This window comes from Microbacterium sp. NPDC055910 (assembly GCF_042271185.1).
Taxonomy (GTDB): Bacteria; Actinomycetota; Actinomycetes; order Actinomycetales; family Microbacteriaceae; genus Microbacterium.
On record NZ_JBHJZS010000006.1, the window covers coordinates 43,520 to 69,938 of the forward strand.

At 70.2% G+C, this 26,419-nt stretch carries 27 protein-coding genes and 1 tRNA gene; 14 read left to right on the forward strand and 14 right to left on the reverse strand.

Annotated features, from left to right (window positions below; genetic code table 11):
* The first annotated feature begins 1 nt into the window (after position 1).
* Positions 2–74, forward strand: a tRNA-Leu gene (locus ACFC3F_RS04530).
* A 120-nt stretch (positions 75–194) separates the two neighbouring features.
* Here the strand turns inward: ACFC3F_RS04530 and ACFC3F_RS04535 are convergent.
* Positions 195–362 (reverse strand): hypothetical protein, encoded by a 168-nt coding sequence (locus ACFC3F_RS04535; protein WP_376127126.1) that lies wholly within the window; start codon positions 360–362, stop codon positions 195–197.
* Between the two features lie 56 nt (positions 363–418).
* Between ACFC3F_RS04535 and ACFC3F_RS04540 the strand changes: the two genes are divergently transcribed.
* The 3 genes from ACFC3F_RS04540 (at position 419) to ACFC3F_RS04550 (ending at position 3,602) form a co-directional block, all read left to right on the forward strand.
* On the forward strand, positions 419–1,642 hold the full coding sequence (locus ACFC3F_RS04540; RefSeq protein WP_376127128.1) for an alanine racemase: 1,224 nt from the start codon (positions 419–421) through the stop codon (positions 1,640–1,642).
* Positions 1,639–2,952, forward strand: a complete 1,314-nt coding sequence (locus ACFC3F_RS04545) for a D-arabinono-1,4-lactone oxidase (RefSeq protein WP_376127130.1) — start codon at positions 1,639–1,641, stop codon at positions 2,950–2,952. Before ACFC3F_RS04540 ends, ACFC3F_RS04545 begins: the two co-directional genes overlap by 4 nt.
* Before the next feature lie 80 nt (positions 2,953–3,032).
* Positions 3,033–3,602 (forward strand): LemA family protein, encoded by a 570-nt coding sequence (locus ACFC3F_RS04550; protein ID WP_376127132.1) that lies wholly within the window; start codon positions 3,033–3,035, stop codon positions 3,600–3,602.
* A 370-nt stretch (positions 3,603–3,972) separates the two neighbouring features.
* On the opposite strand, the gene ACFC3F_RS04555 is transcribed toward ACFC3F_RS04550, so the two are convergent.
* The 3 genes from ACFC3F_RS04555 to ACFC3F_RS04565 all read right to left on the reverse strand — a co-directional run bounded on the left by ACFC3F_RS04555 (position 3,973) and on the right by ACFC3F_RS04565 (position 8,481).
* Positions 3,973–6,177, reverse strand: coding sequence for a CocE/NonD family hydrolase (locus ACFC3F_RS04555; RefSeq protein ID WP_376127134.1), 2,205 nt, complete (start codon positions 6,175–6,177; stop codon positions 3,973–3,975).
* A gap of 138 nt (positions 6,178–6,315) precedes the next feature.
* On the reverse strand, positions 6,316–7,221 hold the full coding sequence (locus tag ACFC3F_RS04560) for a hypothetical protein (RefSeq protein WP_376127136.1): 906 nt from the start codon (positions 7,219–7,221) through the stop codon (positions 6,316–6,318).
* A gap of 9 nt (positions 7,222–7,230) precedes the next feature.
* Positions 7,231–8,481: a winged helix-turn-helix domain-containing protein gene (locus tag ACFC3F_RS04565; RefSeq protein ID WP_376127137.1), complete on the reverse strand. Its 1,251-nt coding sequence runs from the start codon at positions 8,479–8,481 to the stop codon at positions 7,231–7,233.
* Positions 8,482–8,559: 78 nt separating this feature from the next.
* On the opposite strand from ACFC3F_RS04565, the gene ACFC3F_RS04570 reads away from it, so the two are divergent.
* Positions 8,560–9,765, forward strand: coding sequence for an AI-2E family transporter (locus ACFC3F_RS04570; RefSeq protein WP_376127139.1), 1,206 nt, complete (start codon positions 8,560–8,562; stop codon positions 9,763–9,765).
* Entirely contained in the window at positions 9,762–11,009 is a 1,248-nt protein-coding gene (gene ilvA / locus ACFC3F_RS04575; protein ID WP_376127141.1) for a threonine ammonia-lyase, read from the forward strand. The genes ACFC3F_RS04570 and ilvA overlap by 4 nt, the downstream gene beginning before the upstream one ends.
* Positions 11,010–11,128: 119 nt before the next feature.
* Here the strand turns inward: ilvA and greA are convergent, their stop codons facing one another.
* Together greA and ACFC3F_RS04585 are read right to left on the reverse strand one after the other, a co-directional pair.
* Positions 11,129–11,620: a transcription elongation factor GreA gene (greA, locus tag ACFC3F_RS04580; RefSeq protein WP_376127143.1), complete on the reverse strand. Its 492-nt coding sequence runs from the start codon at positions 11,618–11,620 to the stop codon at positions 11,129–11,131.
* A 71-nt stretch (positions 11,621–11,691) separates the two neighbouring features.
* On the reverse strand, positions 11,692–12,084 hold the full coding sequence (locus tag ACFC3F_RS04585) for a DUF4307 domain-containing protein (RefSeq protein WP_376127145.1): 393 nt from the start codon (positions 12,082–12,084) through the stop codon (positions 11,692–11,694).
* Between the two features lie 68 nt (positions 12,085–12,152).
* On the opposite strand from ACFC3F_RS04585, the gene ACFC3F_RS04590 reads away from it, so the two are divergent.
* Positions 12,153–12,440 (forward strand): hypothetical protein, encoded by a 288-nt coding sequence (locus ACFC3F_RS04590; protein WP_376127147.1) that lies wholly within the window; start codon positions 12,153–12,155, stop codon positions 12,438–12,440.
* Between the two features lie 5 nt (positions 12,441–12,445).
* Here the strand turns inward: ACFC3F_RS04590 and ACFC3F_RS04595 are convergent, their stop codons facing one another.
* Positions 12,446–13,123: a hemolysin III family protein gene (locus ACFC3F_RS04595; RefSeq protein ID WP_376127267.1), complete on the reverse strand. Its 678-nt coding sequence runs from the start codon at positions 13,121–13,123 to the stop codon at positions 12,446–12,448.
* A 124-nt stretch (positions 13,124–13,247) separates the two neighbouring features.
* On the opposite strand from ACFC3F_RS04595, the gene ACFC3F_RS04600 reads away from it, so the two are divergent.
* The 4 genes from ACFC3F_RS04600 to ACFC3F_RS04615 all read left to right on the forward strand — a co-directional run bounded on the left by ACFC3F_RS04600 (position 13,248) and on the right by ACFC3F_RS04615 (position 17,470).
* Positions 13,248–14,033 (forward strand): isoprenyl transferase, encoded by a 786-nt coding sequence (locus tag ACFC3F_RS04600; protein ID WP_376127149.1) that lies wholly within the window; start codon positions 13,248–13,250, stop codon positions 14,031–14,033.
* 2 nt (positions 14,034–14,035) lie between these two features.
* Positions 14,036–15,160, forward strand: a complete 1,125-nt coding sequence (locus ACFC3F_RS04605; protein WP_376127150.1) for an aminotransferase class V-fold PLP-dependent enzyme — start codon at positions 14,036–14,038, stop codon at positions 15,158–15,160.
* A 183-nt stretch (positions 15,161–15,343) separates the two neighbouring features.
* Complete coding sequence (locus ACFC3F_RS04610; RefSeq protein ID WP_376127152.1) at positions 15,344–16,699, forward strand: PhoH family protein; 1,356 nt, start codon at positions 15,344–15,346, stop codon at positions 16,697–16,699.
* A 108-nt stretch (positions 16,700–16,807) separates the two neighbouring features.
* Positions 16,808–17,470 (forward strand): hypothetical protein, encoded by a 663-nt coding sequence (locus ACFC3F_RS04615; protein WP_376127154.1) that lies wholly within the window; start codon positions 16,808–16,810, stop codon positions 17,468–17,470.
* A 78-nt stretch (positions 17,471–17,548) separates the two neighbouring features.
* Here ACFC3F_RS04615 and ACFC3F_RS04620 read toward each other — a convergent pair whose 3' ends face one another.
* The 7 genes from ACFC3F_RS04620 to xseA form a co-directional block, all read right to left on the reverse strand.
* Entirely contained in the window at positions 17,549–18,205 is a 657-nt protein-coding gene (locus ACFC3F_RS04620; protein WP_376127155.1) for a response regulator transcription factor, read from the reverse strand.
* Entirely contained in the window at positions 18,202–19,668 is a 1,467-nt protein-coding gene (locus ACFC3F_RS04625) for an ATP-binding protein (RefSeq protein WP_376127157.1), read from the reverse strand. Before ACFC3F_RS04625 ends, ACFC3F_RS04620 begins: the two co-directional genes overlap by 4 nt.
* Before the next feature lie 97 nt (positions 19,669–19,765).
* Complete coding sequence (locus tag ACFC3F_RS04630; protein ID WP_376127159.1) at positions 19,766–21,160, reverse strand: class II fumarate hydratase; 1,395 nt, start codon at positions 21,158–21,160, stop codon at positions 19,766–19,768.
* Positions 21,161–21,188: 28 nt separating this feature from the next.
* Complete coding sequence (locus tag ACFC3F_RS04635) at positions 21,189–21,839, reverse strand: carbonic anhydrase (protein WP_376127161.1); 651 nt, start codon at positions 21,837–21,839, stop codon at positions 21,189–21,191.
* Positions 21,836–22,489, reverse strand: a complete 654-nt coding sequence (locus tag ACFC3F_RS04640; protein WP_376127163.1) for a DUF4245 family protein — start codon at positions 22,487–22,489, stop codon at positions 21,836–21,838. Before ACFC3F_RS04640 ends, ACFC3F_RS04635 begins: the two co-directional genes overlap by 4 nt.
* Positions 22,489–22,728 carry an exodeoxyribonuclease VII small subunit gene (locus ACFC3F_RS04645; protein WP_376127165.1) on the reverse strand — a complete coding sequence of 80 codons (240 nt, stop codon included), beginning with the start codon at positions 22,726–22,728 and terminating at the stop codon, positions 22,489–22,491. The genes ACFC3F_RS04640 and ACFC3F_RS04645 overlap by 1 nt, the downstream gene beginning before the upstream one ends.
* A gap of 1 nt (position 22,729) precedes the next feature.
* Positions 22,730–24,034 carry an exodeoxyribonuclease VII large subunit gene (gene xseA / locus ACFC3F_RS04650; RefSeq protein ID WP_376127167.1) on the reverse strand — a complete coding sequence of 435 codons (1,305 nt, stop codon included), beginning with the start codon at positions 24,032–24,034 and terminating at the stop codon, positions 22,730–22,732.
* Between the two features lie 108 nt (positions 24,035–24,142).
* Between xseA and ACFC3F_RS04655 the strand changes: the two genes are divergently transcribed.
* From ACFC3F_RS04655 to ACFC3F_RS04665, 3 genes are read left to right on the forward strand one after another with little or no spacing between them, the layout of a single operon-like run.
* Positions 24,143–25,183, forward strand: coding sequence for a 4-hydroxy-3-methylbut-2-enyl diphosphate reductase (locus ACFC3F_RS04655; RefSeq protein WP_376127269.1), 1,041 nt, complete (start codon positions 24,143–24,145; stop codon positions 25,181–25,183).
* Positions 25,180–25,743, forward strand: a complete 564-nt coding sequence (locus tag ACFC3F_RS04660) for a DUF6264 family protein (RefSeq protein ID WP_376127168.1) — start codon at positions 25,180–25,182, stop codon at positions 25,741–25,743. Before ACFC3F_RS04655 ends, ACFC3F_RS04660 begins: the two co-directional genes overlap by 4 nt.
* Positions 25,740–26,294: an MOSC domain-containing protein gene (locus ACFC3F_RS04665; RefSeq protein WP_376127170.1), complete on the forward strand. Its 555-nt coding sequence runs from the start codon at positions 25,740–25,742 to the stop codon at positions 26,292–26,294. Before ACFC3F_RS04660 ends, ACFC3F_RS04665 begins: the two co-directional genes overlap by 4 nt.
* The last annotated feature ends 125 nt before the right edge of the window (positions 26,295–26,419 follow it).

The following is a 26,419-nucleotide window of genomic DNA, read 5'->3' on the forward strand; positions in this document are numbered from 1 at the left end:
CGCCCCCGTAGCCCAATGGCAGAGGCAGGCGACTTAAAATCGCTTCAGTGTGGGTTCGAGTCCCACCGGGGGTACGGCGGTGCTGTCGCCCATCGGGCGGCTGCGGCGCCGTGTTCCGGAGCTGACGAGAACCCGTGCGGGTGGGCCCACGCCGCCCGAGGCTCGGCACGCCGCGGTGCTCTCACACGGACGCGTCAGTTCGTGCGCCCGTGCGGCGTCGGTCGGCGCGGCGTCGTGACGACGCGTGCGCACGCCGTGCACGTCACCAACGTCACGGATGAGGTCACCGGCGCGTCGGGGCTCGTATCGCCGCACGCGGGGCGACTCGTGCCCGGAGCGAGGTAGTGGATGGGAGCGGTCATGCCGACATCGAACCGCACTCGCGCGCCGCGCACAACGGCCTCGTAGGCTGGGGCGCATGGACCTGCTCGCGGCGGACGTCTCGACCCCCACCTGGCCCGACCCCGCCCGGCACTGGACGCTGCTGACCCGTGCCGTGGCCGACCTCTCGGGCCCCGTCGGCGTGATCGACCTCGCCGCGATCCGGCACAACGCCCTCGACATGCTCGTGCGTGCGGGCGGCGTGCCCATTCGCGTCGCGAGCAAGTCGGTGCGCGTACGCGGCGTGCTCGACGCGACGCTCGCCCTCGCCGGATATCGCGGCATCCTCGCCTTCACCCTGCCCGAGGCGCTCTGGCTCGCCGAGACGCACGACGATGTCGTGCTCGGCTATCCCACGACCGACCGTGCCGCGATCGCTGCACTCGCCGCCGACGAGCGGGCCGGCTCGCGCATCACGCTCATGGTCGACGATCCCGCGCAGCTCGACCTCGTCGACGCCGTCGCCGCGCCCGGTACGCGCCCCCGGCTGCGCGTCGCGATCGACGCCGATGCATCGTGGCGCGCGCCGGGACTCGGCCATATCGGCGTGCACCGCTCGCCCCTCTACGAGCCGGGGGAGGTGGCATCCCTCGCTCGCTCGATCGCGGCTCGCGAGGGCTTCCGTCTCGTGGGACTGATGATGTACGAAGCGCAGATCGCCGGGCAGGGCGACGCGACCGGGGCCGGCGACGGCGTCATCCGATGGATGCAGCGCCGCTCGGCGCACGAGCTGGCGGAGCGGCGCGCGGCGATCGTCGCAGCACTGCGCGATGTCGCGCCGATCGAGTTCGTCAACGCCGGCGGGACGGGCTCGCTCGAGCGCACGGCATCCGATCAATCGGTCACCGAACTCACCGCCGGCAGCGGCCTGCTCGCGGGCCACCTCTTCGACGGCTATCGCGCGTTCGAGCCGGCGCCCGCCGCGGCGTTCGCCCTCGAGGTCGTGCGCAAACCCCGCCCCGACATCGCCACGGTGCTCGGCGGAGGCTGGATCGCCTCGGGACCGCCCTCGGCGAGCAGGCAGCCGCGTGCCGTCTGGCCGGAAGGACTGCGGATGCTGCCGCGCGAGGGCGCCGGCGAGGTGCAGACCCCGCTGCAGGGCGAGGCGGCGCGCATGCTGGCCGTCGGCGACCGGGTCTGGTTCCGTCACGCGAAGAGCGGCGAGCTCGCGGAACGCATCGACCGGTATCACGTCATCGAGGACGGGGCGATCGTGGAGCAGCTGCCGACGTACCGGGGCGAAGGCAAGGCGTTCCTGTGACGCGCCCCGGCGGAACATGGCAGAACTGGGCGCGCTCGGCGTCGGTGCGGCCGCAACGCGTCGAGTTCCCGCGATCGGTCTCGGCCGTGCAGCGCTCCGTGCGGTCCGCCGCGGCGCGCGGGCTGCGGGTGAAGGCCGTCGGCGCAGGTCACAGCTTCACCGGCATCGCGGTCGCGCCGGGTGTGCTGCTGGATCTGACCGATCTCACGGGTCTCGTGCGCGTCGACCGCGACCGGGCGCGCGTGACGCTTCTGGCGGGCACGCGGCTGCACCAGATTCCGCGTCTGCTCGCGCGGTACGGGCTCGCGATGCAGAACCTGGGCGATATCGATAGGCAATCGCTCGCCGGTGCGATATCGACGGGCACCCACGGCACGGGCGCGCGCTTCGGCGGTATCGCGACGCAGGTCACCGGTGTCACCCTCGTGCGATCCGACGGCGAGCGGATGACCGTCGACGAGAACGAGAACGCCGACCTGCTGCCGGCCGTCGCGCTCGGGCTCGGGGCGCTGGGGATCCTCGTCGAGATCACGATCCAGTGCGTCCCGGCGTTCCTGCTGCACGCCGTCGAACGTCGCGAGCCGCTCGATGACGTCGTCGACGGGCTCGCGGCGCGTGCGCGCGAAGCCGACCACATGGAGTTCTTCTGGTTCCCGCACACCGAGGTTGCCCTGACGAAGACCCTGACGCGCCTGCCCGAGAGCGACGTGCGCCGGCCGCTGCCGGTCGTCGGCCGCTGGGTTGACGAGACGCTCCTGGCCAACGGCGTGTACCGCGCGACGTGCGCACTCGGGTCGGTGCTGCCCGCCGTCGTGCCCGCGGTGTCGCGTGCCGCGACGAGGCTGACGGGCACACGCGAGCAGACCGACCGCTCGGCGCGCGTCTTCGCGCACCGGCGCACGGTGCGGTTCCGCGAGATGGAGTACGCGCTGCCCGCCGAGCACGTCGTTCCCGCGTTCGCCTCCCTGCGCGCTCTCATCGCCGACGAGGGGTGGCGCATCTCGTTTCCCGTCGAGGTCAGGTTCGCGGCATCCGATGATCTGTGGCTGTCGACCGCGTCGGGGCGCGAGACGGCCTACATCGCGGTGCACCGGTACGTGCGCGAAGACCCGACGGAGTACTTCGAAGCCGCCGAGGAGATTCTGCTGCGCTACGGCGGACGCCCGCACTGGGGCAAGCTGCACACGCTGGATGCCGCGGCTCTGCGCGAGCGCTACCCGCGGTTCGACGACTTCGTCGCCGTGCGGGATCGACTCGATCCGACGCGCATGTTCCACAACCCCTACCTCGAACGCGTGCTCGGGGAGTAGCTGGGAGTCTCCCCAGCCGCCGGTGTCGGCGAGGGTGCCGCCGTTAGGATGAGGTGATCTTTCGAACGGAGTTTGTGGCTATGTGGGAATGGCTCATTCCGGTTCTCATCGTCGTGGCGCTGGTCGTCATCGCCGGTGTCTACCTCTGGGCGACGTACAACTCGCTTGTGCAGCTGAACGTCCGCGTCGACGAAGCGTGGGCCGACATCACGGTGCAGTTGAAACGCCGAGCCGATCTGCTGCCCAACCTCATCGAGGCGGTGAAGGGCTACGCGGCGCACGAGAAGGCCGTCTTCGAGAATGTCACGAGGGCCCGCGCCGAGACGCTCACCGCCACGGGTCCCGTCGAGACGGGCGTGGCCGAAGGGCACATGCAACAGGCGCTCAAGTCGCTGTTCGCCGTCGCCGAAGCGTATCCGCAGCTGCAAGCGAGCCAGAACTTCCTGCACCTGCAGCAGTCGATCGTCGATACGGAAGACAAGATCCAGGCATCGCGCCGGTTCTACAACGGCGGCGTGCGCGAACTGAACACCAAGATCAAGGTGTTCCCGAACAATCTGTTCGCCCGGAACCTCGGGTTCCACGAGCGCGAGTTCTTCGAGGTCGTCGACGGTGCGGCGATCTCAGAGCCGCCGCGCGTGCAGTTCTGACACGACCGGTGTGACGCCCCGAGTGGGCCCAGTCGTGCGCGGCAGGTGAACGCGGATCGCGGCGGCGCGCGGGTTCGGCCGTGCGGTGCGGCTCCAGGGCTCGGTCCACCGTGACGGCTTGGCGGTGTGTGAGGGGGTCGCGTTCCCCTGACCGGGCCGAGCGGGTGAGTCCGCTGTCTCTGCGACGGTGCGAGCGGGTAGGTCCGCTGTCTCTGCAACGGTGCGAGCGGGTCAGCCTGCTGTCACCGCGACGGTACGGTCGCCGTGACGGGCCGTGCCAGGTGTCACGTGCCGCTATCCGTCCCGCACCAAAGGCGACGGCCGCGACACCCTGGCGAACCAGGATGCCGCGGCCGGCGTCAGGGATGGATCAGCCGCAGGTGAATGCGGGGTAGGTGACGGAGGTGGTGCGGTCGGTGCGACCGTCAGCGTTGCCGCTGATGCCGATCTCGCCCGCGGTCAGCGTCGCCGTGCGGGTGTTGATCGAGACCGCAGCGGTCTTGCCCGGCTGCACCGAGACGAACGACTTGCTGCCGTGCTCACTCGTGACCGAGATGTTCACCGCGACGGAGTCGTTGTTGGTGACCGAGACCGAGTTGTACACCTTGCCGGCGAGGCAGCGCGACGTGACGGCTGCATCGAGGGCGACGGTGTTCAGACCGGCGGCGGACGCGGCGCCCGACCCACCCACGATGGGCAGCGCGATCGTCGACGTGGTCGCGTCGAACGTGACCGTGGCGTTGGGCGAACCGGCCTGGTAGCCCGACAGGTTCGTCGTCAGGATCACGCCGATGCGCGAGCCGGCCTTGAACACGTGGTCGTACGGCTCCATCTTCCAGTCGAAGTCGTACTTCTGACCGGGGACGACCGGCGAGGCCTGGCCCTCGGCGATGCCCTCACGGTTCGACGAGTCCAGCGCGCCGCGCGACAGGCGCCAGAAGTCCGACGATGCCGAGCGACGCTCAGCCTCGAGGTAGCACGCGTTGTCATGCTCGCTCGCGGCGCCCCAGCACGTGCGGACCTCGGTGGTCAGCACGCCGTCACCGGGCGAGCGCGGGGTGCGCACGTCGGTGCTGTAGTCGACGAGGAGCGCGGCGAGGTTCGACTGCTCCTGGCTGAGCGACGCGTCGAGCTTGACGACGGGCGTGCCCGACACGCGCAGGTCCGCCGTGAGCGGCTCGGAGAGCAGCACGACGCGGTTGGCCTGCGGGTTCTCCGGGTTCGGGATGAACGAGTTCTCGCCGGGCGCGTTGGAGCCGCCCGTGTACGAGAGCGTCGTCGCACCGGCGACCGGTGCCATGCGCAGCGCGCCGGCGGCGCCCTGCGTCGCGCCCGAGAGGTTCAGCTCGACGGTTTCGGTGCCGGGGGCGGGCCACGATGCTTCGTCGACGTACTCGGACGGACCGAACTCGACGGTGGACTGCGGCTCGTTCATGATGCCGTTGTCGATGCCGTGCAGCCAGTAGTCGAACCAGCGGTGCAGCGTGTCGACCCACACCTCACGACGGAACTCGAACGGGTCGATGTGGCCGAGACGGGGCAGCCACACCTTGCGCGGCACGTCGCGCTCGCTGAGGGCCTCCCAGTAGTCGCCGAACTGGCTCATCCGGACGTTGTCGTCGTTGAGCCCGTGGATCGCGAAGACCGACGCCTTGACGTTGTCGATGCCGTTGAGGTAGTTGCGCTCGTCCCAGAACGGGTTCATGTCGCCCGTTTCGTCACCGTCGATGTCGTTGAAGACGGCACGCGACGGGGCGCACAGGGCGCGACGCTCGGGGTTGGTGACGGTGTTCGACAGGCTCGCCGGGTAGTTCGTGTTGTGGCGGATGCCGTTCGTGCGCGAGTAGCGGTACCAGTCGCTGATCGCGTCGATCGGGACGATCGTGGACAGGCCGTCGACGCCCGTGGCGGCGACGCCGTTGGCCAGCGTGCCGTCGTAGGACTTGCCGATCATGCTCGACTTGCCGTTGTGCCACGTCGCCGCGACAGCGTCGCCGGCGGCGTTGAAGGCGGGGACGCGACCGTTGAGCCAGTCGACGACGACCTTCATGCTCTCGATGTCACCCGCACCGCCGTGGTGGGGGCAACCGGTCGACCAGCCCGTGCCGTTCATCTGCGCGTGGATGACGGCGTAGCCGCGCGGCACGAAGTAGTTGTCGTAGAACAGGGGGAACAGGTCGGCGACGCCGTCGCCGTCGATGTCGGTCAGACGCTGGGACTCGTTGCCGCGTCCGAGGGTCGTGTAGTAGGGGCTGGGGTCGATGATGGCCGGGACCTTGAGGTCCGCCGAGGCCTGCGCCGGGCGGATGATGTCGACCGAGGTGACGTCGGTCACACCGTCGTTGTCCTGGTCGACACCCTCGACGGGGATGAAGACGCGTTCGCGCACGGCCGTGCCGTAGTCGAAGACGGGCTGCGTGACGCCGTCTTCGATGGTGATGACGGGGTCGGCGGCGGAAGCTGATGCCGCCGTGGGGCTGAGCAGGGCCGCTGCGAGAGCCGCGACGGTGACGGTCGCGGCTACTGTGCCGCGGCGCCTCCGAGCCGTTTCGGGTAGAGGTGGGGATATTGTCATACTTCCTGCATAGCGTCGCGCGCGCGGGGATGGAAGTCTTGTTGAACCGCGTCCATTCTGGTATGTCTTGGCAGAGTGTCGCGCCGAAGGCCTCTGATGTGCGTCATCTGTCGCACGGATTCGACCTCGGATTGTCGGTCAGTCGACGAGCAGCACCATCTGCTCGCCCTCGAAGCGGACCGTTCCGTACATCGACCAGTCCTCCGATCGATACGTGAAGGATGCGGCGGACCCTGCCCTCGTCGTGCCGGTCACCGTCGCCACGACGGCGCCGCCGGTCGCGGCGAACGATCGGCCGTCGTCGGCGATGCGCAGCGACGGCAGGGTCTCGACGCGGAACGCGACGGCGTCGAGTGTGCGCAGGTCTGCGGCCCACGGTGCGCGCAGCCCGCAGCGTTCCGGGATCGTCGCCGCCGGCGCCGTGCACTGCGCGGCGTAGTCGTCGAGCCGTCGCTGGGCGATGTCGGTCGCAGAGGGCGCGAGCGTCGGGTCGAGCGCCGCCGTCACCGGCTCGTCGTTCGTCGCGGTCACCTCGATGTCCCCCTCGAGGATACCGGCGGGCGCCGCTGAGACGGGATAGACGGCCGGCAGCAGAGCGATCGGTTCGTCCGCGGGCGCGAGGGCGTCGCCGACGAGGACGGAATCGCCGAGCGTCGTGCTCACCTCGAGGCTCGCGAGGAAGTCCTGTGCGAGAGTCCAGCCGTCATCGGTGCGGGCGAGACCGAAGACGACGACGCCGTCCGCGCCACCGAGGAGGACGTCGGCTCTCGCGCTGACCGCGTCGCCGTCGCCGGTCAGCGTCACGGTGTAGTCGGTGAGGTGCCCGGTCGCCCCGGCGAAGGCCGTCTCGAGGTGTCCGGCATCGACCGACTCGGGCAGCAGCGGCGCGATGGCGGCGAAGTCGCCGTTCGAGAGGGCGCGCAGATAGCGGTCGGCGACATCGTCGGCGGAGGGCGGCCGCGTCAGCGTCCACGCCGCGATGCCGGCGCCGATCGCGACCACCGCGACGCCGGCGACGATCCCTGCGATGACACGGCGCTGCACAGTGCCACGCTAACCCGCCGCGACCGGTCCTGCATCGTGGCGCTCGGCACGGGGGAGCACGGCGGCGAGGTCGTCGGTGGCGTCGCCCCATCGTGACACCGACAGCGTGTCCAGACCTTGCCAGGCCGCGGCGGCCTGCAGCTCGTGCGCGAGCCGGGCCGCGGCATCCGGAGGATGACCGTGCTCCCACCACGCGGACTGGACGAGCAGACGGGATGCCGCGCGGTCGGCCTTGAGATCGACGCGGCCGACGACGTCGTCGCCCTGCAGCACCGGCAGCGAGTAGTAGCCGAAGCGGCGGCGGTGCGCGGGCGTGTAGATCTCGATCCGGTACTCGACGTCGAACAGGCGCTCGGTGCGGTCGCGGAACCACACCAGCGGGTCGAACGGCGTCAGGATCGCGCTCGCGTCGATGCGCCGGGGGCGCCGGGCATCGACGTGCAGCCAGGCGGGGGTGGGGCGGTCGCCCGTCGTCCAGCCTTCGACCGTGACCGGGCGCAGCTCGTGCGAATCGACGAGGTCGTGCACCGCCGCGAGGACGGCGCGGCGGTCGCTGATCCGCCAGTAATCGGCCAGATCGGCCGCTGTCGCGACACCGTAGGCGCGCGCTGCGCGCCGCACGAGCTCGCGGACGGCCTCGTCACGCGGCACACGGGCGGCGAACGCCGCGGCGGGCACGACATCGGCGGCCACGGCGTACCGGCGCTCGAAGCCCCGCCTGCCGGCGATCGCCACCTCGCCGAAGAGCCACAGCTGCTCGAGTGCGCGCTTGACGACGTCCCAGTCCCACCACTGACCCCGCGTGCCGCGATGCGCGTCGTACTCGATCTGCGCGGGGCGCAGTGGTCCGCGATCGGCGAGCTCGGCGCGCACCCAGTCCACGACCGGGCGATGCGCGTGGAACCACGTGTCGGGACCCGTGCCGTACTTCTCGCGCAGGGCATCCATCCGGAACCGGAACAGCGGCCAGTCGGTCGCGGGGATGAACGCCGCGACGTGCGCCCAGTATTCGAGGTAGGGCGGGCGTTGCGCGAACAGCAATCGATCCAGAAGTGCGGGGTCGTACGGTCCGAGGCGCGAGAAGAGCGGCATGTAGTGAGATCTCGCGAAGACGTTGACCGAGTCGATCTGCAGAGTCGCCATGCGGGCGAGGGCGAGATTGAGCTGCCGTGTGCCGACGGCGGCGGGGCGCGGGCGAGCGAACCCCTGCGCGGCGACGGCGATGCGGCGGGCTTCGGCGCGACTGAGTGAGGACTTCACGCGGTCAGCCTAATGACGGCCGCCGACGTCGCTGCGGTGCATGGTGATTGCGGAATGCGCCGGTCCTAGACTTGTCGGATGAGCAGTACGGAGTCGGAGTCCGACGCTCCCCAGCCTCGCGGCTCATTGTTCGACGCGCTGCGCGATCGGACCCGGGTCGTCACGACCGACGCGGGGCGCACCGTACCGCGGAGTCTGAGCGTCGCGACGGCGTACTCGTGGCGCCTGCTCGTCATCGCGGCGGCCATCGGCGTCGCGATCTGGCTCATCATCCAGCTGAAGCTCCTCGTCATCCCCCTCCTCGTCGCGATCCTCGTGACGGCGCTGCTCTGGCCCGCATTCTCGTGGATGCTGCGCCGAGGCGTCCCGAAATGGATCGCGATCGTCATCTCGGTCGTCGGGACGCTCGCCATCGTGTCGGGACTGCTGTGGCTCGTGGGCTGGCAGATCAGCAGGGAGTGGGCGTCGGTGCAGACGCGCACGGTCGAGGCGGTCGTGCAGTTCCGCCAGTACCTCATCGACGGCCCGCTGCACCTCACGGCGCAGCAGATCGACGACCTCCTGGCGCAGGCGGGTCAGCTCATGCAGGAACAGGGGCAGCTGCTGTGGTCGGGTGCGCTGGCGCTCGGCACGACGCTGGGTCATGTCGCCGCGGGATCGCTGCTCGCCGTGTTCATCCTGCTGTGCCTCCTGGCCGACGGCGCCGGGATCTGGAAGTGGGCCACGCGACTGTTCCCCCGGCGCGCCCGCCGCGCCGTGGACGGCGCGGCGAAGGCCGGCTGGGTGACGGTCGTGAACTACGCCCGCACGCAGCTGCTGGTCGCGACGATCGATGCCGTCGGGATCGGACTCGGCGCGTTCCTGCTGGGCGTGCCGCTGGCGATCCCCGTCGCCGTCCTGGTGTTCCTGGGCGCTTTCGTCCCGATCGTGGGAGCCGTGCTGACGGGCGCCGTCGCGGTGTTCCTCGCCCTCGTCTACAACGGTCCGTGGATCGCGCTGTGGATGCTCGTGGTCGTCCTCGGCGTCCAGCAGATCGAAGGTCACGTCCTGCAGCCGCTCCTGATGGGGGCCGCCGTCAAGGTGCATCCGCTCGCGATCGTCATCGTCGTCGCCGGCGGTGCCATGATCGCCGGCATCCCGGGGGCGCTGTTCGCCGTGCCGCTGGCGGCATTCGCGAACGTCGTGGCGGTCTATCTCAGCAAGCGCTCCTGGGAGACCGGCGCGCCACCCACCGGTGACTTCATCTGGAGCACCGTCCCACGCCCCAGGAGGACACGCGCGTGAACACGTCTCAGACCCGGTCGGCTGTCCCTGCGCTCGCGGCGTTCGAAGACGCCGCGGCCTCGCTGGCCGGTGTCATCTCGCCCACTCCGGTGGACGCGTCGCAGCATCTGTCCGAGCTGCTCGGGGTGCCCGTGCACCTCAAGCTCGAGAACCTGCAGCGCACGGGATCGTTCAAGATCCGCGGAGCGACCTACCGTCTGTCGCGGCTGACCGCCGAGGAGCGCGCCCGCGGTGTCGTCGCAGCCTCGGCGGGAAACCACGCGCAGGGTGTCGCGCTCGCGGCGCAGGAGCTCGGCATCCCCGCCACGATCTTCATGCCGCTCGGGGTGCCCGTGCCCAAGCTCCTCGCGACGCGCGGCTACGGCGCCGAGGTCGTGCTCGAGGGCGCGACGGTCGAGACGCCGCTGCGGCTCGCGGCGGAGTTCGCCGAACGCACGGGTGCCGTCCTCATCCACCCCTTCGACCACCTCGACATCATCGCGGGGCAGGGAACCCTCGGCATCGAACTGTGGGACCAGCTGCCCGAACTCGAGACCGTCGTGCTCGGCATCGGCGGGGGAGGACTCATCGCGGGTGTCGGCGCGGCTCTCAAGGCGCGCGCTGCCGCGGTGGGACGCACGATCCGCGTCATCGGAGTGCAGGCCGAGAACTCTGCGGCCTTCCCGCCCTCCATCGCCGCCGGTCATCCGCTCGAGGTCGCGACACGACCCACGATCGCCGACGGCATCGCCGTGGCGCGACCGGGGGATCTCACGTTCGACATCGTCCGTGAAGTCGTCGATGAGATCGTGACGGTCTCCGAAGACGACATCGCCCGGGCGCTCCTGGTGCTCCTCGAGCGCGCGAAGCAGGTCGTCGAGCCCGCGGGCGCCGCCGGCGTCGCCGCGATGCTCGCCGGCAAGGTGCAGGCCACGGGCACGACCGTCAGCGTGCTGTCGGGCGGGAACATCGACCCGCTGCTGCTGCAGCGCATCGTCGCGCACGGGCTCGCGGCATCCGATCGGTACACGTCGCTGCGGATCCCGCTGCCCGACCGTCCGGGTCAGCTCGCGCGGGTCTCAGAGCTCGTGTCGCATGCCGGAGCGAACGTCATCGAGGTGCTGCACACGCGGCACGGTCAGGGCCTGCAGATCAGCGAGGTCATCCTGCAGCTCAGCGTCGAGACGCGCGGCGAGGAGCACCGCGCCCACGTCATCGCGGTGCTCGAAGAGGCCGGCTTCCACCCCGCCATCGTCGAACAATGACCGCGAGACTGCAACGGCACGGCGAGACAGCGGGTGAACCCCGTCGTCTCGCCGTGCGGATGCAGTCTCGCGGCTGATCCCTGAGCCTGTCGAAGAGGGGCGCGGAGCCTGGCGAGGGGTCACTGCCCCGCGTAGGTCTCGACCTTCACGACCTCGACCGCGATCTCGCGGCCGTTGGGAGCGGTGTACGACGTCTTCTCGCCCTCCGTGAGACCGAGGATCGCCGAACCGAGGGGCGAGGCCTCGCTGTACACGTCGAGTTCCGAGCCGGAGGCGATCTCGCGGTTGCCGAGCAGGAAGACCTCTTCGCCGCCGGCGACGATCGCGGTCACGACCGTGCCGGATTCGACGACGCCCGTGCTCTCGGGCGCCTCGCCGACGGTCGCGTCCTTCAGCAGCTGCTGCAGCGTGCGGATGCGGGCCTCCTGCTTGCCCTGTTCATCCTTCGCGGCGTGATAGCCGCCGTTCTCCTTGAGGTCGCCCTCTTCGCGCGCGGCTTCGATCCGCTTGGCGATCTCCTCGCGGCCGACGGTCGAGAGCTGCTCGAGCTCGGCGGCGAGACGGTCGTAGGCATCCTGGGTGAGGAAGGTCACCGGGGCATCGCTGGACACGTCGATCTCCTTGCTGTGGGGGCCGGTACGTCGAACGCCCCGGCGCTGGCCAGGGCGTGAACGGGAAAAGACTACGTCACCCAGCAGTCGTTGACAAACCCCGACACCGCGGGCGCGGTCGTCGGGATGACCTCGCGGTACGCGCGGCCGTGCATGTCGGACGCCTCGTATTCGACGACCTTCCAGCCGACGACGCCGTGCTCTTCGTCCTGCGCTTCGAGGACGCACGCGACGCTGCGGCCCGGGGGAGAGGTGAACTGGAAGTCGAGCACGACCGTGCGCTCATCCACGAGGTCGAAGCCGGTCGTGTCGGCATCGACGGAGTCGAGAGACGAGGCCACCGTCATCCAGGAGAACAGTCCCACGGCGACGACGGCGAGCGCGATGCCGATGATGACGAGCGCCCGCGAGCCCCCGCGACCGCGTCGGCCGTAGCGCCGATCGAGCATGTCCTGGGTCGTCATCGCGGTCCTGTCGGGAAGATTAGGCTGGACATCCAGGCTATGCGCTTCCGGCGCGGATCGAGGACACCATGCACGACGTGATCGCCGCGCTCGCGACCGCCGACCCCCAGCCGACGCCGAGCATGACGGTCGACCCATCGCTTGTGACACCCGGTCCGCTGGGCTTCGCCGTCATCGTCCTCGTGGTCGTGGCGGTCTTCCTGCTCATCTTCGACATGCTGCGTCGCATCCGCCGGGGTCGCGTACGTGCCGACATCGCCGACGAGCTGCGCGAAGAGGCCGAGGCCCTCGATGCGGACGGACGACGGGATGCTGCCGAGCCCGACGAGGATCCGCGGGTGCCCCCGCGCCCGTAGCGGGCTCAGGGGCCGTGGTAGGCCGGGTGCAGCGCGATGAGCAGGCACGCCGTCCAATGGCAGAGGAACGCCAGCACGGTGCAGACGTGGAAGATCTCGTGGAACCCGAAGTGCCCGGGCCACGGATTCGGGCGCTTGAGCGCGTAGGCGACGGCGCCGACCGTGTAGAGCAGACCCCCGATGATGACGAGGATCATCATGGCCGGGTTGGCCTGGAAGAGCGGCACGATGTACATGACGGCCGCCCAGCCCAGCACGAGGTACAGCGCGACGTAGAGCCATCGCGGTGCGTCGATCCAGAACACCCGGAACAGGATCCCCAGGAGCGCGCCGCCCCACGCGAGCGAGAGCAGGATGACGGTCTGCGACGTCGGCAGCGCGAGGACGGCGATCGGCGTGTAGGTGCCGGCGATGAGCAGCAGGATGTTGGCGTGGTCGATCCGCTTGAGGATGATCCTCGTCTTCGGACCCCAGTCGAACCGGTGATAGAGCGCGGAGTTGCCGAACAGCAGCAGCGACGTCGCCATGAAGACGGCGGAAGCCCACTTCGCGGGGCCGCCCTGCGCCAGCACGATGAGCACGATCCCCGCGACGATCGCGACGGGGAAGGTCGCGGCATGGATCCAGCCGCGCCAGGTCGGCCGGATCTCAGGCGTCGCGGCATCGACGGCCGCGGCCTCCATGAGAGGCAGTCCCGGGACATCGGGTTCTGCGGGAACACCGCTGCGGCTGGTCACGTGCTCAGGCTACGCGTCGGTGTATGCCGTGACGAACATGCCGCGTGCCCGCGGGCGGTAGCGTAGGCGTGTGGCGCGCGCTTCGTCGAACGAGGGCCGAGGGCCCCTCTATCGCCTGTATATCAACCGGCTCCGTCGCCGGTTGGATGCAGCGGCGGTGCCGCGGCATGTCGCGATGATGATCGACGGCAACCGGCGCTGGGCGCGGCAGCTCGGCTACGAGTCGGCCGCGCACGGGCACCGTGCCGGTGCGGCGAAGATGCGCGACTTCCTCGGCTGGTGCGACGAGATCGGCGTCGACGTCGTCTCGCTGTACCTGCTCTCCAACGACAACCTGGTCAAGCGGGATTCCCGCGAGCTGTCCGATCTCATCGACATCATCGCCGAACTCGCCGACGGACTGTCGCGCGAACGCGACTGGCGCGTGCAGCACGTGGGCCGGTCGGAGCTGCTGCCGCCGGATCTGGCGCGCGTGCTCGACGATGCGCAGGAGCGCACGAAGGGCAATACGGGGCTGCACGTGAACCTCGCCGTCGGCTACGGCGGTCGGGGCGAGATCGTCGACGCGGTGCGCAGCATCATCGCGGCGCACTCGACCTCGGGCGGATCGTTCGAGGAGCTCGCCGAGAGCCTCACTCCCGAGCAGATCGGCGAGCACCTCTACACGGGGGGGCAACCGGACCCCGACCTCGTCATCCGCACGTCGGGCGAGCAGCGACTGAGCGACTTCCTGCTCTGGCAGTCCGCGCACTCGGAGTTCTACTTCGTCGAGGCGCTGGGGCCCGACCTGCGAGAGGTCGACTTCCTGCGGGCGATCCGCGACTACACCGATCGCGACCGCCGATTCGGAGGCTGACGATGATGGACCTCGAGGCGTTCCAGCAGTCGTTCGACGGCGAACCGGGCTATCTCGACTGGGCCGCGTTCGGCCCGCTCTCGCCCTCGGTGCGCAGCGAGGCGCAGGCTGACATCGAGATGCTCGGCTCGGCTCGCCGCTCGAGCATCGAACTCGTCGCCGACCACGTTCGCGAGGCGAAGGAGCTCATCGCCGAGCTCATGGGGACGGACCCCGACGAGGTGACGCTGCAGCCGTCGACGACGTACGGCCTCATGCACGCGCTGTACGGGCTGACCGGCGGCGGTCTCGTGCTCTCGCGCGGCGAGTTCCCGTCGCTCACGGTCGCGGCGACGCGCGCGAGCGACGCACGCGGATTCATCACGCCGCAGTGGGTCGAGCCCGACGACGGGTTCGTCACGCCCGACGTCGTGCGCGCTGCGCTGACCGACGACACGCGTGCCGTCGCCGTGAGCCTCGTCGACTTCCGCACGGGCTATCGAGCCGACCTGACGGCGCTGCGCGACGTCATCGGAGACCGCCTGCTCATCGTCGACGCCGTGCAGGGCTTCGGCGCCGTGGAGGCGGACTACCTCGCCGCCGACGTGGTCTGCGCCAACGGCTACAAGTGGCTGCGCGCCGGCAAGGGCACGGGGTTCGCATGGTTCGGCGAACGCGCGCTCGAGCGGCTCGAGCCGGTGCTCTCGGGTTTCGCAGGCGTCGAGGGGGATCCGCTCTCCGACGTCGTGCCTCTGCCGGCGGCATCCGCCCGCTCGTTCACGGTCGCGTACCCCGACACCCTCGCCGCAGCGCGTCTCGCGACCGCCCTGCGCGACGTGCGCGACGTCGGCGTCGCCGCGATCGAGGCGGAGCTCGCGGGGCGCACCGCCGAGGTCGTCCGCACGGCGGAGCGCTACGACGTGCCCGTCGTCACCCCGCGCGAAGCCCGGCATCGCGGCGGGATCGTGACGCTCGCCCCCGCGCCGCAGGATGCCGCTCCTCTCGCCGCGTCGCTCGAGAACCACGGCCTCACCGTCACGGCGCGCTTCGGTAAGGTGCGCGTGTCACCGCACGTCGGAACGACCGCAGACACGCTGCGGCTCTTCGGCGACGCCCTCGCGGCCTTCGCTGCGGCGCGCGTGTGGTGACACGCGTGTTCACCGACGCGTAACCCGTCGGCGGCGTGTCGGACGCGCCGGATGCCGCACGGCAGACGTACGTTCGTCGCATCGGGCACCGTGCCCGGTCGGGTCGGCCCCATGGATCGCGACTCGTGACACCTGGTCGACTCGTGACTGCCGGGTTCTCCACCCGGGGGCGGGGAGTGGGTTGTGACCACACGAGCACCACACAAGCAGAGCGATCAGGAACTGTCGGGCGTCGATCCGACCGACCAGACGCTGCGCACCTACGTCTTGGACACCTCGGTGCTGCTGAGCGATCCGCGGGCGTTCTTCCGCTTCGCCGAGCACAGCGTCGTGATCCCGGTCGTCGTCATCACCGAACTCGAGGGCAAACGTCACGATCCCGAGATCGGGTACTTCGCGCGTCAGGCGCTGCGTCACCTCGACGAGCTGCGCGTCGAGCACGGCCGCCTCGACTTCCCCGTGCCCGTGGGCGAGGGCGGCTCGCTGCGCGTCGAGCTGTCGAACACCGACGCGACCGTGCTGCCCCAGGGCATGCGCCTGGGCGACAACGACACCCGCATCCTCGCGATCGCGATGCACCTCGCGCAGGACGGGCACGAGGTCACCGTCGTCTCGAAGGACCTCCCGATGCGCGTGAAGGCGGCATCGCTCGGCGTGAGCGCCGAGGAGTACCTCGCCGAGCAGGCGGTCGACTCGGGGTGGACGGGCATCGCCGACATCCACGTCTCGGGCGACGAGATGAGCGACCTGTACGAGAGCGAAGTCGCCGAGAGCGCCGACGTGCACGGGCTCCCCGTCAACACAGGACTCATCGTGCACTCCGAGCGCGGATCGGCGCTCGGCCGGGTGACGGGCGACGGATCGTTCGCACTCGTGCGCGGGGACCGCGAGGTCTTCGGGCTGCATGGCCGCTCCGCCGAGCAGCGCATCGCGATCGACCTGCTGCTGGATCCCGAAGTCGGCATCGTGTCGCTCGGAGGCCGCGCGGGCACCGGCAAATCGGCCCTCGCCCTGTGTGCCGGCCTCGAGGCCGTGCTCGAGCGCCAGCAGCAGAAGCGCATCATCGTCTTCCGGCCGCTGTTCGCCGTCGGCGGGCAGGAGCTCGGATACCTGCCGGGGGACCAGGAGGAGAAGATGAACCCGTGGGGACAGGCGGTCTACGACACGCTCGGATCGGTCGTCTCGGGCAACGTGCTGGACGAAGTGATCGAGCGAGGCCTGCTCGAGGTGCTGCCCCTGACGCACATCCGCGGGCGGTCGCTGCACGACGCGTTCGTCATCGTCGACGAAGCGCAGTCGCTCGAACGCAATGTCCTGCTGACGGTCCTCAGTCGTATCGGGCAGAACTCTCGGGTCGTGCTCACACACGACGTCGGGCAGCGCGACAACCTGCGCGTGGGGCGGCACGACGGTGTGGCGTCGGTCATCGAGACGCTGAAGGGACACGGACTGTTCGCACACGTGACCCTCACCAGATCCGAGCGCTCGGCGATCGCAGCGCTCGTCACCGACCTCCTCGAGGCCGGTGAGATGGCCTGAAGCCGAATGCCGGCATGAGAGAAGTCTCACCCGGAAGGGGGTCACGCAGGGGGCGCGCTCTGTCACCATTGAAGGGTCCGTGAAATCGCGGACTCGAAGGGGGCTCTCGTGGACACGCGTGCACGGATCGCGATCGGAGGCACGACCGCGTTCGCGGTGACGGCCGCCGTCGTCGCCACCGTGGCCGTGACCAACACCGCCGTTCTCGCGGAATCGCCCGGCGAACCGGTCGAATCCGCCATGGTCCACGTGCGGCCCGCACCGCAGCTCACCGTCACTCCGCGCCCCGCTGCCGGGCCCGCCGACGTGTCTGCCGTGACCGAGCCGGTCACGGACCCTGTCGTCGAGCCCGTCGGTCCGCTGACGACGCACATCCCCGCCCCACCCCCGGCCCCGCCGACCGAGGCGGCACCGCCGGTCGATGTCGTCGCTCCCGCCGTGCCGCACGAGGCGGACCCGCCCGTCACGCGCACCGTGCCCGCGCCTGCGCCGGTGGTCATCTCGCCCGCTGCGCCGCCCGCGGCGGCGCTTCCCCCCGCCCCCGCGACACGCCCCGATCGAGGCGACGACGGCGACCGCTCACATCCCGCGCGTCCCGACGACCACGACGATAGCTACGGTCGCGAAGATCGCCCCAGCCGCTTCGGCGAGGCGAAGCCGCGCCCCCAGACCTCCGCTCCGGCGGTGACACCGTCCGTTTCCGAGAAACCCCTGACCGGAGACGGCTCGAAGAGAGATCGATCGCACGGTTCCCCAGACTTCCGCGATTGATGTGCGGCCGGCTTCCCCCAAGACCGGCCTTCCAGCCCCCGACGTCCCCAGCGTCGGGGGCTTCTCTCGTGCGCGGGACTATTCCCAGCGGTAGCCCTCGCCGCGCACGGTCGTGATGTGGTGTGCACCGAGCTTGCCCCGCAGGTAGCGGACGTAGACGTCGACGACGTTGGAACCGGGATCGAAGTCGAGCCCCCAGACGCTGCTGAGCAGCTGCTCGCGACTGAGCACGCTGCCCGCATGGCGCAGGAACTGCTCGGCGAGGGCGAACTCGCGTGCCGAGAGCTCGACGGCGACCCCCGCGACGGTCACGCGGCGTGCGAGCACGTCGAGCACGACGTCGCCGTGGCTCACCAGCATGCCGGTTTGCTGGGCGGATTCGCGGAGCCGTGAGCGCACGCGCGCGAGGAGTTCGTCGAACGTGAAGGGCTTGGCGACGTAGTCGCTCGCACCGGCATCCAGACCCTCGACCGTGTCGCGCGTGCTCGACCGCGCGGTCAGCATGATGACCGGGATCCCGGTGTCCCGCGCGCGCAGCTCGCGGAGCACCTCGAGGCCGTCCATCGTCGGAAGCCCGATGTCCAGCAGCACGAGATCGGCCGCGCCGCTGAGGGCGGCCTCGAGCCCCTCGGCGCCGTCTTCGACGAGGATCGTGTCGTAGCCGGCGGTCTTCAGCCCCCGCGCGATGAACGCCGCGATGTGCGGTTCGTCCTCGATGATCAGAATGGTGGTCATCCCGAAGCCTCTCGCTGCAGCACGACGTCGCCGGCGCGGACGGGTGCGGGGAACTCCGTCGTCGAGACCGGGACGGGGAGGTGGATCGTGAAGGTCGCGCCGCCGCCGGGGGAGTCCGTGACGGCGCAGTGTCCGCCGTGCGCCTTGGCGATCGCATCGACGATCGCCAGGCCCAGGCCGGATCCGCCGACGCTGCGCTTGCCGTGCGCGCGATCGAAGCGGCGGAAGATGCGGTGCCGCTGCGCCGGGGGGATGCCGCTGCCGTGGTCTCGCACCCAGAGACGGATGCCGGTGGCGTCCTTGTCGCTGCCGAGCTCGATGGCCGAACCCTCGGCGGTGTACTTGGCGGCGTTGTCGGCGAGCTGCAGCCACGCCTGCAGCAACCGGTCGTGGTCGCCCATCATGCGGCCGCGTGCGACGTGCTCGACCCGCCAGACGTGCCCGGGGATGACGGCGACGAGCTCGCCGACGCGTTGCGTGAGGGCGGCCAGATCGATGCGGTCGACGGCGAACGAGCCCCCCTCGACGCTCGCGAGCAGGTCGATGTCCTCGACGAGCCGCGTCATGCGGTCGAGCTCCGCGATGCCCAGCTGCCGGGCGCTGGTCACATCGGCGGCATCCCTCGGATTCATGAGCTCGAGGTGGCCCCGCACGATCGTGATGGGTGTCTTCAGCTCGTGGCGCACATCGTCGAGCAGCTGACGCTGCACGTCGACCGAACCCTCGAGACGGTCGAGCATCGAGTTGACGGTGCGCGACATGTCGGCGATCTCGTCGTTACCGACGGCGGGCAGGCGCGGCGACAGGTCGGTCAGGGTGATGGTGTCGGCCGTCTCGCGCAGATGCCGGATCGGCGAGAGCAGGCGTCCCGTGACGAACCAGCCCACGACGCCCATCGCGACGAGCACGACGACGGCGGCGATGCCGTAGGTCGCGATGGCCGCCGTCACCGGCTCGAGCTCGGCCTCCATGTCGACGGCGCGCACATACACGCCTTCCTGCGGGTCGCCGTCCATGCGGATCGGGATCGCGATGTAGCGCAGCGATCCGCGTGGGGTCACCGCCGTGCCGATCACCGTGGCGCCCGACGCCGTCTCGGCGACGACGCGGTCGGTGAAGTCCTGGTCGTCCGAGATGTCGAAGCCCGACAGCGTCGACGGCACGAACCGGGGGACGCCGTCGACGATCGCCATCGAGGCCTCGTTCCGGGCGGGCACGAGACGCGCGACGACCGCCTCGAGATACGCGTCGACGGACGGGAAGTCGGCGACGGCGATGTTCTCGACCGCCGTCTGCGCCGACCCGTCCTGGGGGGTCGACGACGTCGGGGCGTCGGCCACCGTCTGCAGCCGTGCGACCTGCGCCTCGAGGCGCTCGGTGATCTCGGTGACGACCCAGGCGCGCTGCACGAGGAACGTCACCCCGCCGACGATCGCGAGCCCGACGCAGGCGACGACAAGCACCGCACCAAGGATGCGGACGCGCGCGGAGATCGGGCGTGGTGTTCGGGCCACTCCCTGATTATGGACCCCGGAGCGCCCGTGTGGTGTTCGAATCCGATCAGCCGGGATGGGTCATCGACAGCAGGTCGAGCTTCTCGTCGAGCTGTTCGATCGTCAGCTCGCCCCGTTCGACGTAGCCGAGGTCGAGGACGGCCTCGCGCACCGTGATCCCGTTGGCGACCGAGTGCTTCGCGATCTTGGCCGCAGCCTCGTATCCGATGAGCTTGTTGAGGGGCGTCACGATCGACGGCGACATGCCGGCGAAGGCCGCCGCGCGGTCGACGTTGGCCTCGAGCCCGTCGATCGTCTTGTCGGCGAGCAGGCGGGACGCGTTGGCGAGCAGCTCGATCGACTCGAGCAGCGCCGAGCCCATGACGGGGATCGCGACATTGAGCTCGAACGAGCCGGACGCGCCGGCCCAGGCGATCGTGGCGTCGTTGCCGATGACCCGCGCACACACCATGAGCACGGCTTCGGGCACGACGGGGTTGACCTTGCCGGGCATGATCGAGGAGCCCGGCTGCAGGTCGGGGATGTGCAGCTCGCCCAGACCCGTGTTGGGCCCCGACCCCATCCAGCGGATGTCGTTGTTGATCTTGGTGAGCGAGACGGCGACCGTGCGCAGGGCGCCGGATGCTTCGACCAGACCGTCGCGGTTCGCCTGCGCCTCGAAGTGGTCCTTCGCCTCGGTGATGGGCAGCTCGGTGTCGTTCACGATGAGCTCGAGCACCTTCTGCGGGAACCCGAGCGGCGTGTTGATGCCGGTGCCGACGGCGGTGCCGCCGAGGGGAACCTCGGCGACGCGCGGAAGAACGGCCTGCACCCGCTCGATGCCCAGGCGGATCTGCCGGGCGTAGCCGCCGAACTCCTGGCCGAGGGTGACGGGGGTGGCGTCCATGAGGTGCGTGCGGCCCGACTTGACGACGTTGCGCCATGCCTCGGCCTTCGCCTCGAGCGCGACGGCGAGGTGGTCCAGACCCGGGATGAGGTCGTCGATGAGTTCCTGCGTCACGGCGATGTGCACCGACGTCGGGAACACGTCGTTCGACGACTGCGACGCGTTGACGTGATCGTTGGGGTGCACCGGCTGCCCGAGGTCGAGCGTCGCGAGCTTGGCGAGCACCTCGTTCATGTTCATGTTCGACGACGTGCCGCTGCCGGTCTGATAGACGTCGATCGGGAACTGGTCGGCGAACTCACCCGCGATGATGCGGTCCGCGGCGCGAGCGATCGCGTTCGCGACTCCGGAGTCCAGCGTGCCGAGCTCGGCGTTCGCGAGAGCCGCGGCCTTCTTGATACGCGCGAGAGCGGCGATCTGCGCCGGCTCGAGGCGGTCTCCGGAGATCGGGAAGTTCTCGACGGCGCGCTGCGTCTGCGCGGCATAGAGAGCGTCCTTGGGCACCCGGACTTCTCCCATGGTGTCGTGCTCGATGCGGTACTCGATGTCGGTCACGGCGTCGTTCCTCTCGTATCTGGGTGGGTCAGGCGTCGGTCGAGACGCCGAGGCTGATGGCCGGGGCGGCGAGCCCCTCGGCCAGGCGGTAGTTGGCGCCCACGATGCCGACGCGCTGCTCGGCGACGGCCAGGCTGATGAGCTCGGACGCGTTGAGCAGCGACGAGACGGTGTCGCGCAGATGCTCTCGGCCGACGAGCTCGGGGTCCACCTTCTCGGGCCGGATGCCGTGCACCGTCTGCTCGCGGATCACGCGTCGCGCGGCGGGCACGATGGGCGCGATCTGACGCCAGATCTGCGGTGCGAGCGCGGGGGCGTCGAGCTGTGTGCTCTCGATCGCAGCGGCGACGGCGCCGCACTCGTCGTGGCCGAGGACGACGATGAGGGGGACTTCGAGCACCTCGACGGCGTACTCGATGCTGCCCACGACCGACTCCGAGATCACCTGGCCGACGTTCCGGATGACGAACAGGTCGCCCAGGCCCTTGTCGAAGATGATCTCGGCCGCGAGGCGCGAGTCCGAGCACCCGAAGAGGGTCGCGTGCGGACGCTGCCCCGTGGCGAGCTCGTGCCGGCGATCGGCACCCTGATGAGGGTGGCGGGGTGCGCCTGCCACGAATCGCTCGTTGCCGCGCCGCATCTCGTCCCACGCTTCTTGCGGTGTCGGCATCCCGTTCATTCGGCGTCCTTTCGCAGAGCCAGCACTTCGTCGGCGACCGCGGCCGCCATGTCTTCGAGCAGGGGGTCGGCAGCGGTGCCGTAGATGAGGATCGTGTCGTCGCCGGCGGTCGCACCGAGGGCGACCGTGATGTTGCCGGTGCGCGAGGCGTCGAGATCGTAACGGTCCCAGGTCACGCCGCCGATGGACTGCGTGCCGGTCGGTGCCGAGCCCGACAGGATCCGGGCAGCCCAGCCGTCGTCGGCGTCGAAGGCCTGCGCGACGCGGAGGAAGCCGGGGATGTCTTCGTCGGCGGGGGCGTAGACGATCGTCCAAGCGCGGACCGAGCCGTCGCCCTCGACCGCCGCGCGGTTGACGACCCAATCCGCCGCCGGCAGATCGGGGGCGATCGCTGTGTGGCCCTCGGCGACGCCGATGCTCTCGGCCGTCGCCGCGACGTCGATCGGATCCTGCGGCGGAGGGGTGCCGCGGGGCACGCCCAGCACGATGACCGCGACGATCGCGATCGTCACGAGCAGCGCCGCGATGAGGTTGCGCGTGGTCTGGCTCGACCGGTAGACGCGGGACGCCTCGGCCTTGCGGCTGGCGGTCTCGTCGGGTGTCTCAGGGCGGCCGAGCTCGGCCACGACCCGTGGTTGGCGCGGGGCCATCACGCCTCCGCGTCCGGCTCGGATGTGCTGCGCGCGGCCTCGAGCCGGCGTTTGGCGCCCAGCAGCCACTCTTCGCACCGAGCCGCGAGCGCTTCGCCGCGCTCCCACAGTGCGAGCGAGTGCTCGAGGGTCGGAGCACCCTGTTCGAGCTCGGCGACGACGCGGACGAGTTCGTCGCGCGCCTGCTCGAACGAGAGGTCCGAGACTGCCGCGGCGGTCGAGTCGGTCATGGGCTCCATCCTAGTTCGCAGCGGGCGAGGCCCCCGCCGCATCCCCTTCGTCCAGCGGGCCCTCCGACCGCGCGGCGAACGACCCTCGCGCGACCGTGACGGCGACATGTGCTCCCGCCGGAGCCTGCTCGGCATCGCGCACGATCACGCCGTCGCCGAGGTGCGCGATCGCGTAGCCGCGCGCCAGCGTCGCAGCGGGGGACAGTGCGCGCAGCGTCGCCCGCAGCTCGGCGGTGCGGCGGCTCTGTCGTTCCAGGGCTCGGTCGATGACGTCGCGACCTCGCGCGCACTGCAGGTGCAGCTCGTGCGCGCGCGTGGTCAAGAGCGATTCGGGCGAACGCAGCACGGGACGTGAGCGCAGCTGTTCGAGCTGTGCGATGTCGTGGCCGATGCGCTGCGTCAGCCGTGTCGTCAGGCGCGCGCGCAGCTGCGCGACGTACGCGCGCTGCTCGGCGACGTCGGGCACGACCCGCTTGGCCGCGTCGGTCGGCGTGGACGCCCGCAGGTCGGCGACGTCGTCGAGGATCGGGTGGTCGTTTTCGTGTCCGATCGCGCTCACGACGGGAGTGGATGCCGCGGCGACGGCCCGCACGAGGCGCTCGTCGCTGAACCCCAGCAGGGTCTGCGGATCGCCCCCGCCCCGCGCGACGATGATGACGTCGACTTCGGGGTCGGCATCGAGGGTCCGAAGCGCCACGAGCGTCTCGGGCACGCACCGGTCACCCTGCACGGCGGCGTGGATCGTGCGGAAGCGCACGTGCGGCCAGCGCAGCTCGGCGTTGCGATGCACGTCCTTCTCAGCGTCGGAGTTCTCGCCCGTGATGAGGCCGATGAGGTGGGGGAGGAACGGCAGCGGCCGCTTGCGGGCGGGATCGAACAGTCCCTCCGACCTCAGTTGCGCGCGCAGACGCTCGAGCTTCTCGAGCTGGTCGCCCAAGCCCACGTGGCGCATCGCCGACACGGCGAAGCTGAAGTCGCCCGTGCGCCCGAAGTAGTCGGCCTTGACGCACGCGACGACGTGGTCGCCCACCTTGAGGTCGGCCGGCAGGCGCTCGCGCGTCGAGGACCACAGGCGGAACGAGATCGCAGCGTCCGTCGTGAGGTCCTTCAGCCGCCCGAAGGCGTTGCCGCCGCGCAGGTTCCACGAGGTGATCTCGCCTTCGACCCACACCGAGCCCCATTTCGTGACGAATCCGCGGATCGTGTCGTTGAGCCGGGAGACCGACGTCGGCGACTCGCGGGACGACTCGCGCGGGTGCACGGAATCGGGCGGGGGAGCCTCGCCCGGCACAGGGGCGGCCTGGAAGGTCGTCATGCGGTCCTCTCGTGCGGGCGCGCGTCGCGGCGTGACCCGGCCTTCGTTCAGGTGTCCGGCCGTAGACTCATGCACGTGACTGCTGTGTCTGCGAACCCGATCGTGCGGATGGCGGTGCCCCGCGTTCCGCGGCGGCGCGAGCGTCTCCAGGATATCCCCGTGCCCGGACACAAGAAGGTGCTGCTCGCCGCCCCGCGCGGATACTGCGCCGGTGTCGACCGAGCGGTGGTCGCCGTCGAGAAGGCTCTCGAGCGGTACGGGGCGCCCGTCTACGTGCGCAAGCAGATCGTGCACAACATCCACGTCGTGACCGAGCTCGAGCAGCGCGGAGCGATCTTCGTCGAAGAGGTCGACGAGGTGCCCGCGGGTGCGCACATCGTCTTCAGTGCGCACGGCGTCTCTCCCGCCGTCGTCAACGCGGCATCCGATCGAGGCCTGAGCGCGATCGACGCGACGTGCCCGCTCGTGACGAAGGTGCACCGCGAGGCGGTGCGCTTCGCGCGGGACGACTTCGAGATCCTGCTGATCGGCCACGAGGGCCACGAAGAGGTCGAGGGAACGGCGGGCCACGCTCCCGAGCGCGTCACGATCGTGAACTCTCCCGACGAAGCCGACACGATCGAGGTCAAGGACTCCTCCAAGATCGTGTGGCTGTCCCAGACGACGCTGTCGGTCGACGAGACGATGGAGACCGTGCGGCGTCTGCGCGTGCGTTTCCCGCACCTGCAGGACCCGCCGTCGGATGACATCTGCTACGCGACGCAGAACCGTCAGGTGGCCATCAAGAAGGTCGCGAAGGATGCCGACCTCGTCATCGTCGTCGGATCCGCGAACTCCTCCAACAGTGTGCGACTGGTCGAAGTAGCGCTCGAGTACGGCGCGAAGGCGGCGTATCGCGTCGACTACGCCGACGAGATCGAGCAGGCGTGGTTCGACGGCGTCGAGACGGTCGGGGTGACCAGTGGCGCTTCGGTACCCGAAGTGCTCGTGCAGCAAGTGCTCGAAGACCTCGCGTACGCGGGCTACGTCGACGTCGAGGAGGTGCGCACGGCCGAGGAGGATCTGCTCTTCTCGCTCCCCAAGGAGCTGCGGCAGGATGTCAACGGCAAGCGCGACCCCCGCGCTGTCGGCGGGCGGATCCGCGCGTGAGCGATTACGCGCCCGAAGTAGGGCCCGACGGCCGGCAACGGCCGAGGTTCGGCGAGTACGCGTCGCCCGAAGAGCAGCGCGCCCGCATCCAGCAGCCCGACGTGACCGAAGCTCTCTCGGCGGGTGTCGTGCCCGAGGCATCCGATCCCGAACCGATCGCCGCCGCGCCCGGGCCGGAACCGCGCCGCAGCGTATCGCCGGCGAATCGGCTCGCGACGATCCTGCTGCTCGCGGTCGGCGCGGCCAATGTGCTGATCTCGCTGTTCAGCTACCTCGACCTGGCGTCCGCGCTCGAGAACTCCTACGAACTGCTCGGCATCGATGGCGCGTTCACCAACCTCGCGGCTGCGCGGCAGTGGGGCCTCATCGCGGCGATCGTCCTCGTCGCCGGCTACATCGCGACGTTCATGCTGTCGTGGAAGCGGCTGAAAGCGGGCCGCGTGTCGTGGTGGATTCCGATCGTCGGCGGCGTCGTGACGTTCTTCATCGTGAGCCTGTGCCTCATGGTGCCGCTCATGGGCGACCCCGCATTCCAGGAATACGTCACGTCGGTCCGATGACCACGCCTCGACTCGTCGCCGTCTGCGCTGTGCACCAGCTGCGCTCCGATGTCGGGTCGGTCGGCGTCACCGGCATCGACAAGCGCGCCGTGGCGGGCCCCGTGCGGATCGGCGCCTATGGCGTGTACGCCGACGTGCAGGCCGATCGCAAACACCACGGCGGGCTCGACAAGGCCGTCTACGCGTACGCCCAGGAAGACGCCCGGTTCTGGGAGAGCGAGCTCGGTCGACAGCTCGCGCCCGGCTGGTTCGGTGAGAACCTGCGCACCGAGGGGATCGACGTCAACGCCGCGCGCATCGGAGAGCGCTGGCGCATCGGCGATCGCGTCGAGGTCGAGGTGACGATGCCGCGCACGCCCTGCCAGACGTTCGCGCGCTGGGTCGGCGGCGACGACGAGCGGGGATGGGTCAAGCGCTTCTCCGCCGCCGGACGCCTCGGTCCCTACCTGCGGGTCGTGACGACCGGACGCGTGCAGGCGGGCGACGAGATCGTCGTGACGCACCGCCCGGAGGACGCCCCGACCGTGCTCGAGGTCTTCCGAGCGCCCTGAGGCTTCTGCGCGCAGATGACGGATGCCGCGACCCGGCCGGGCCGCGGCATCCGCACTTCGACAGGCTCAGCGACCAGAAGCGACAGTCTCGGCGACCGGAAGCGACAGGCTCAGCGAGCGGAAGC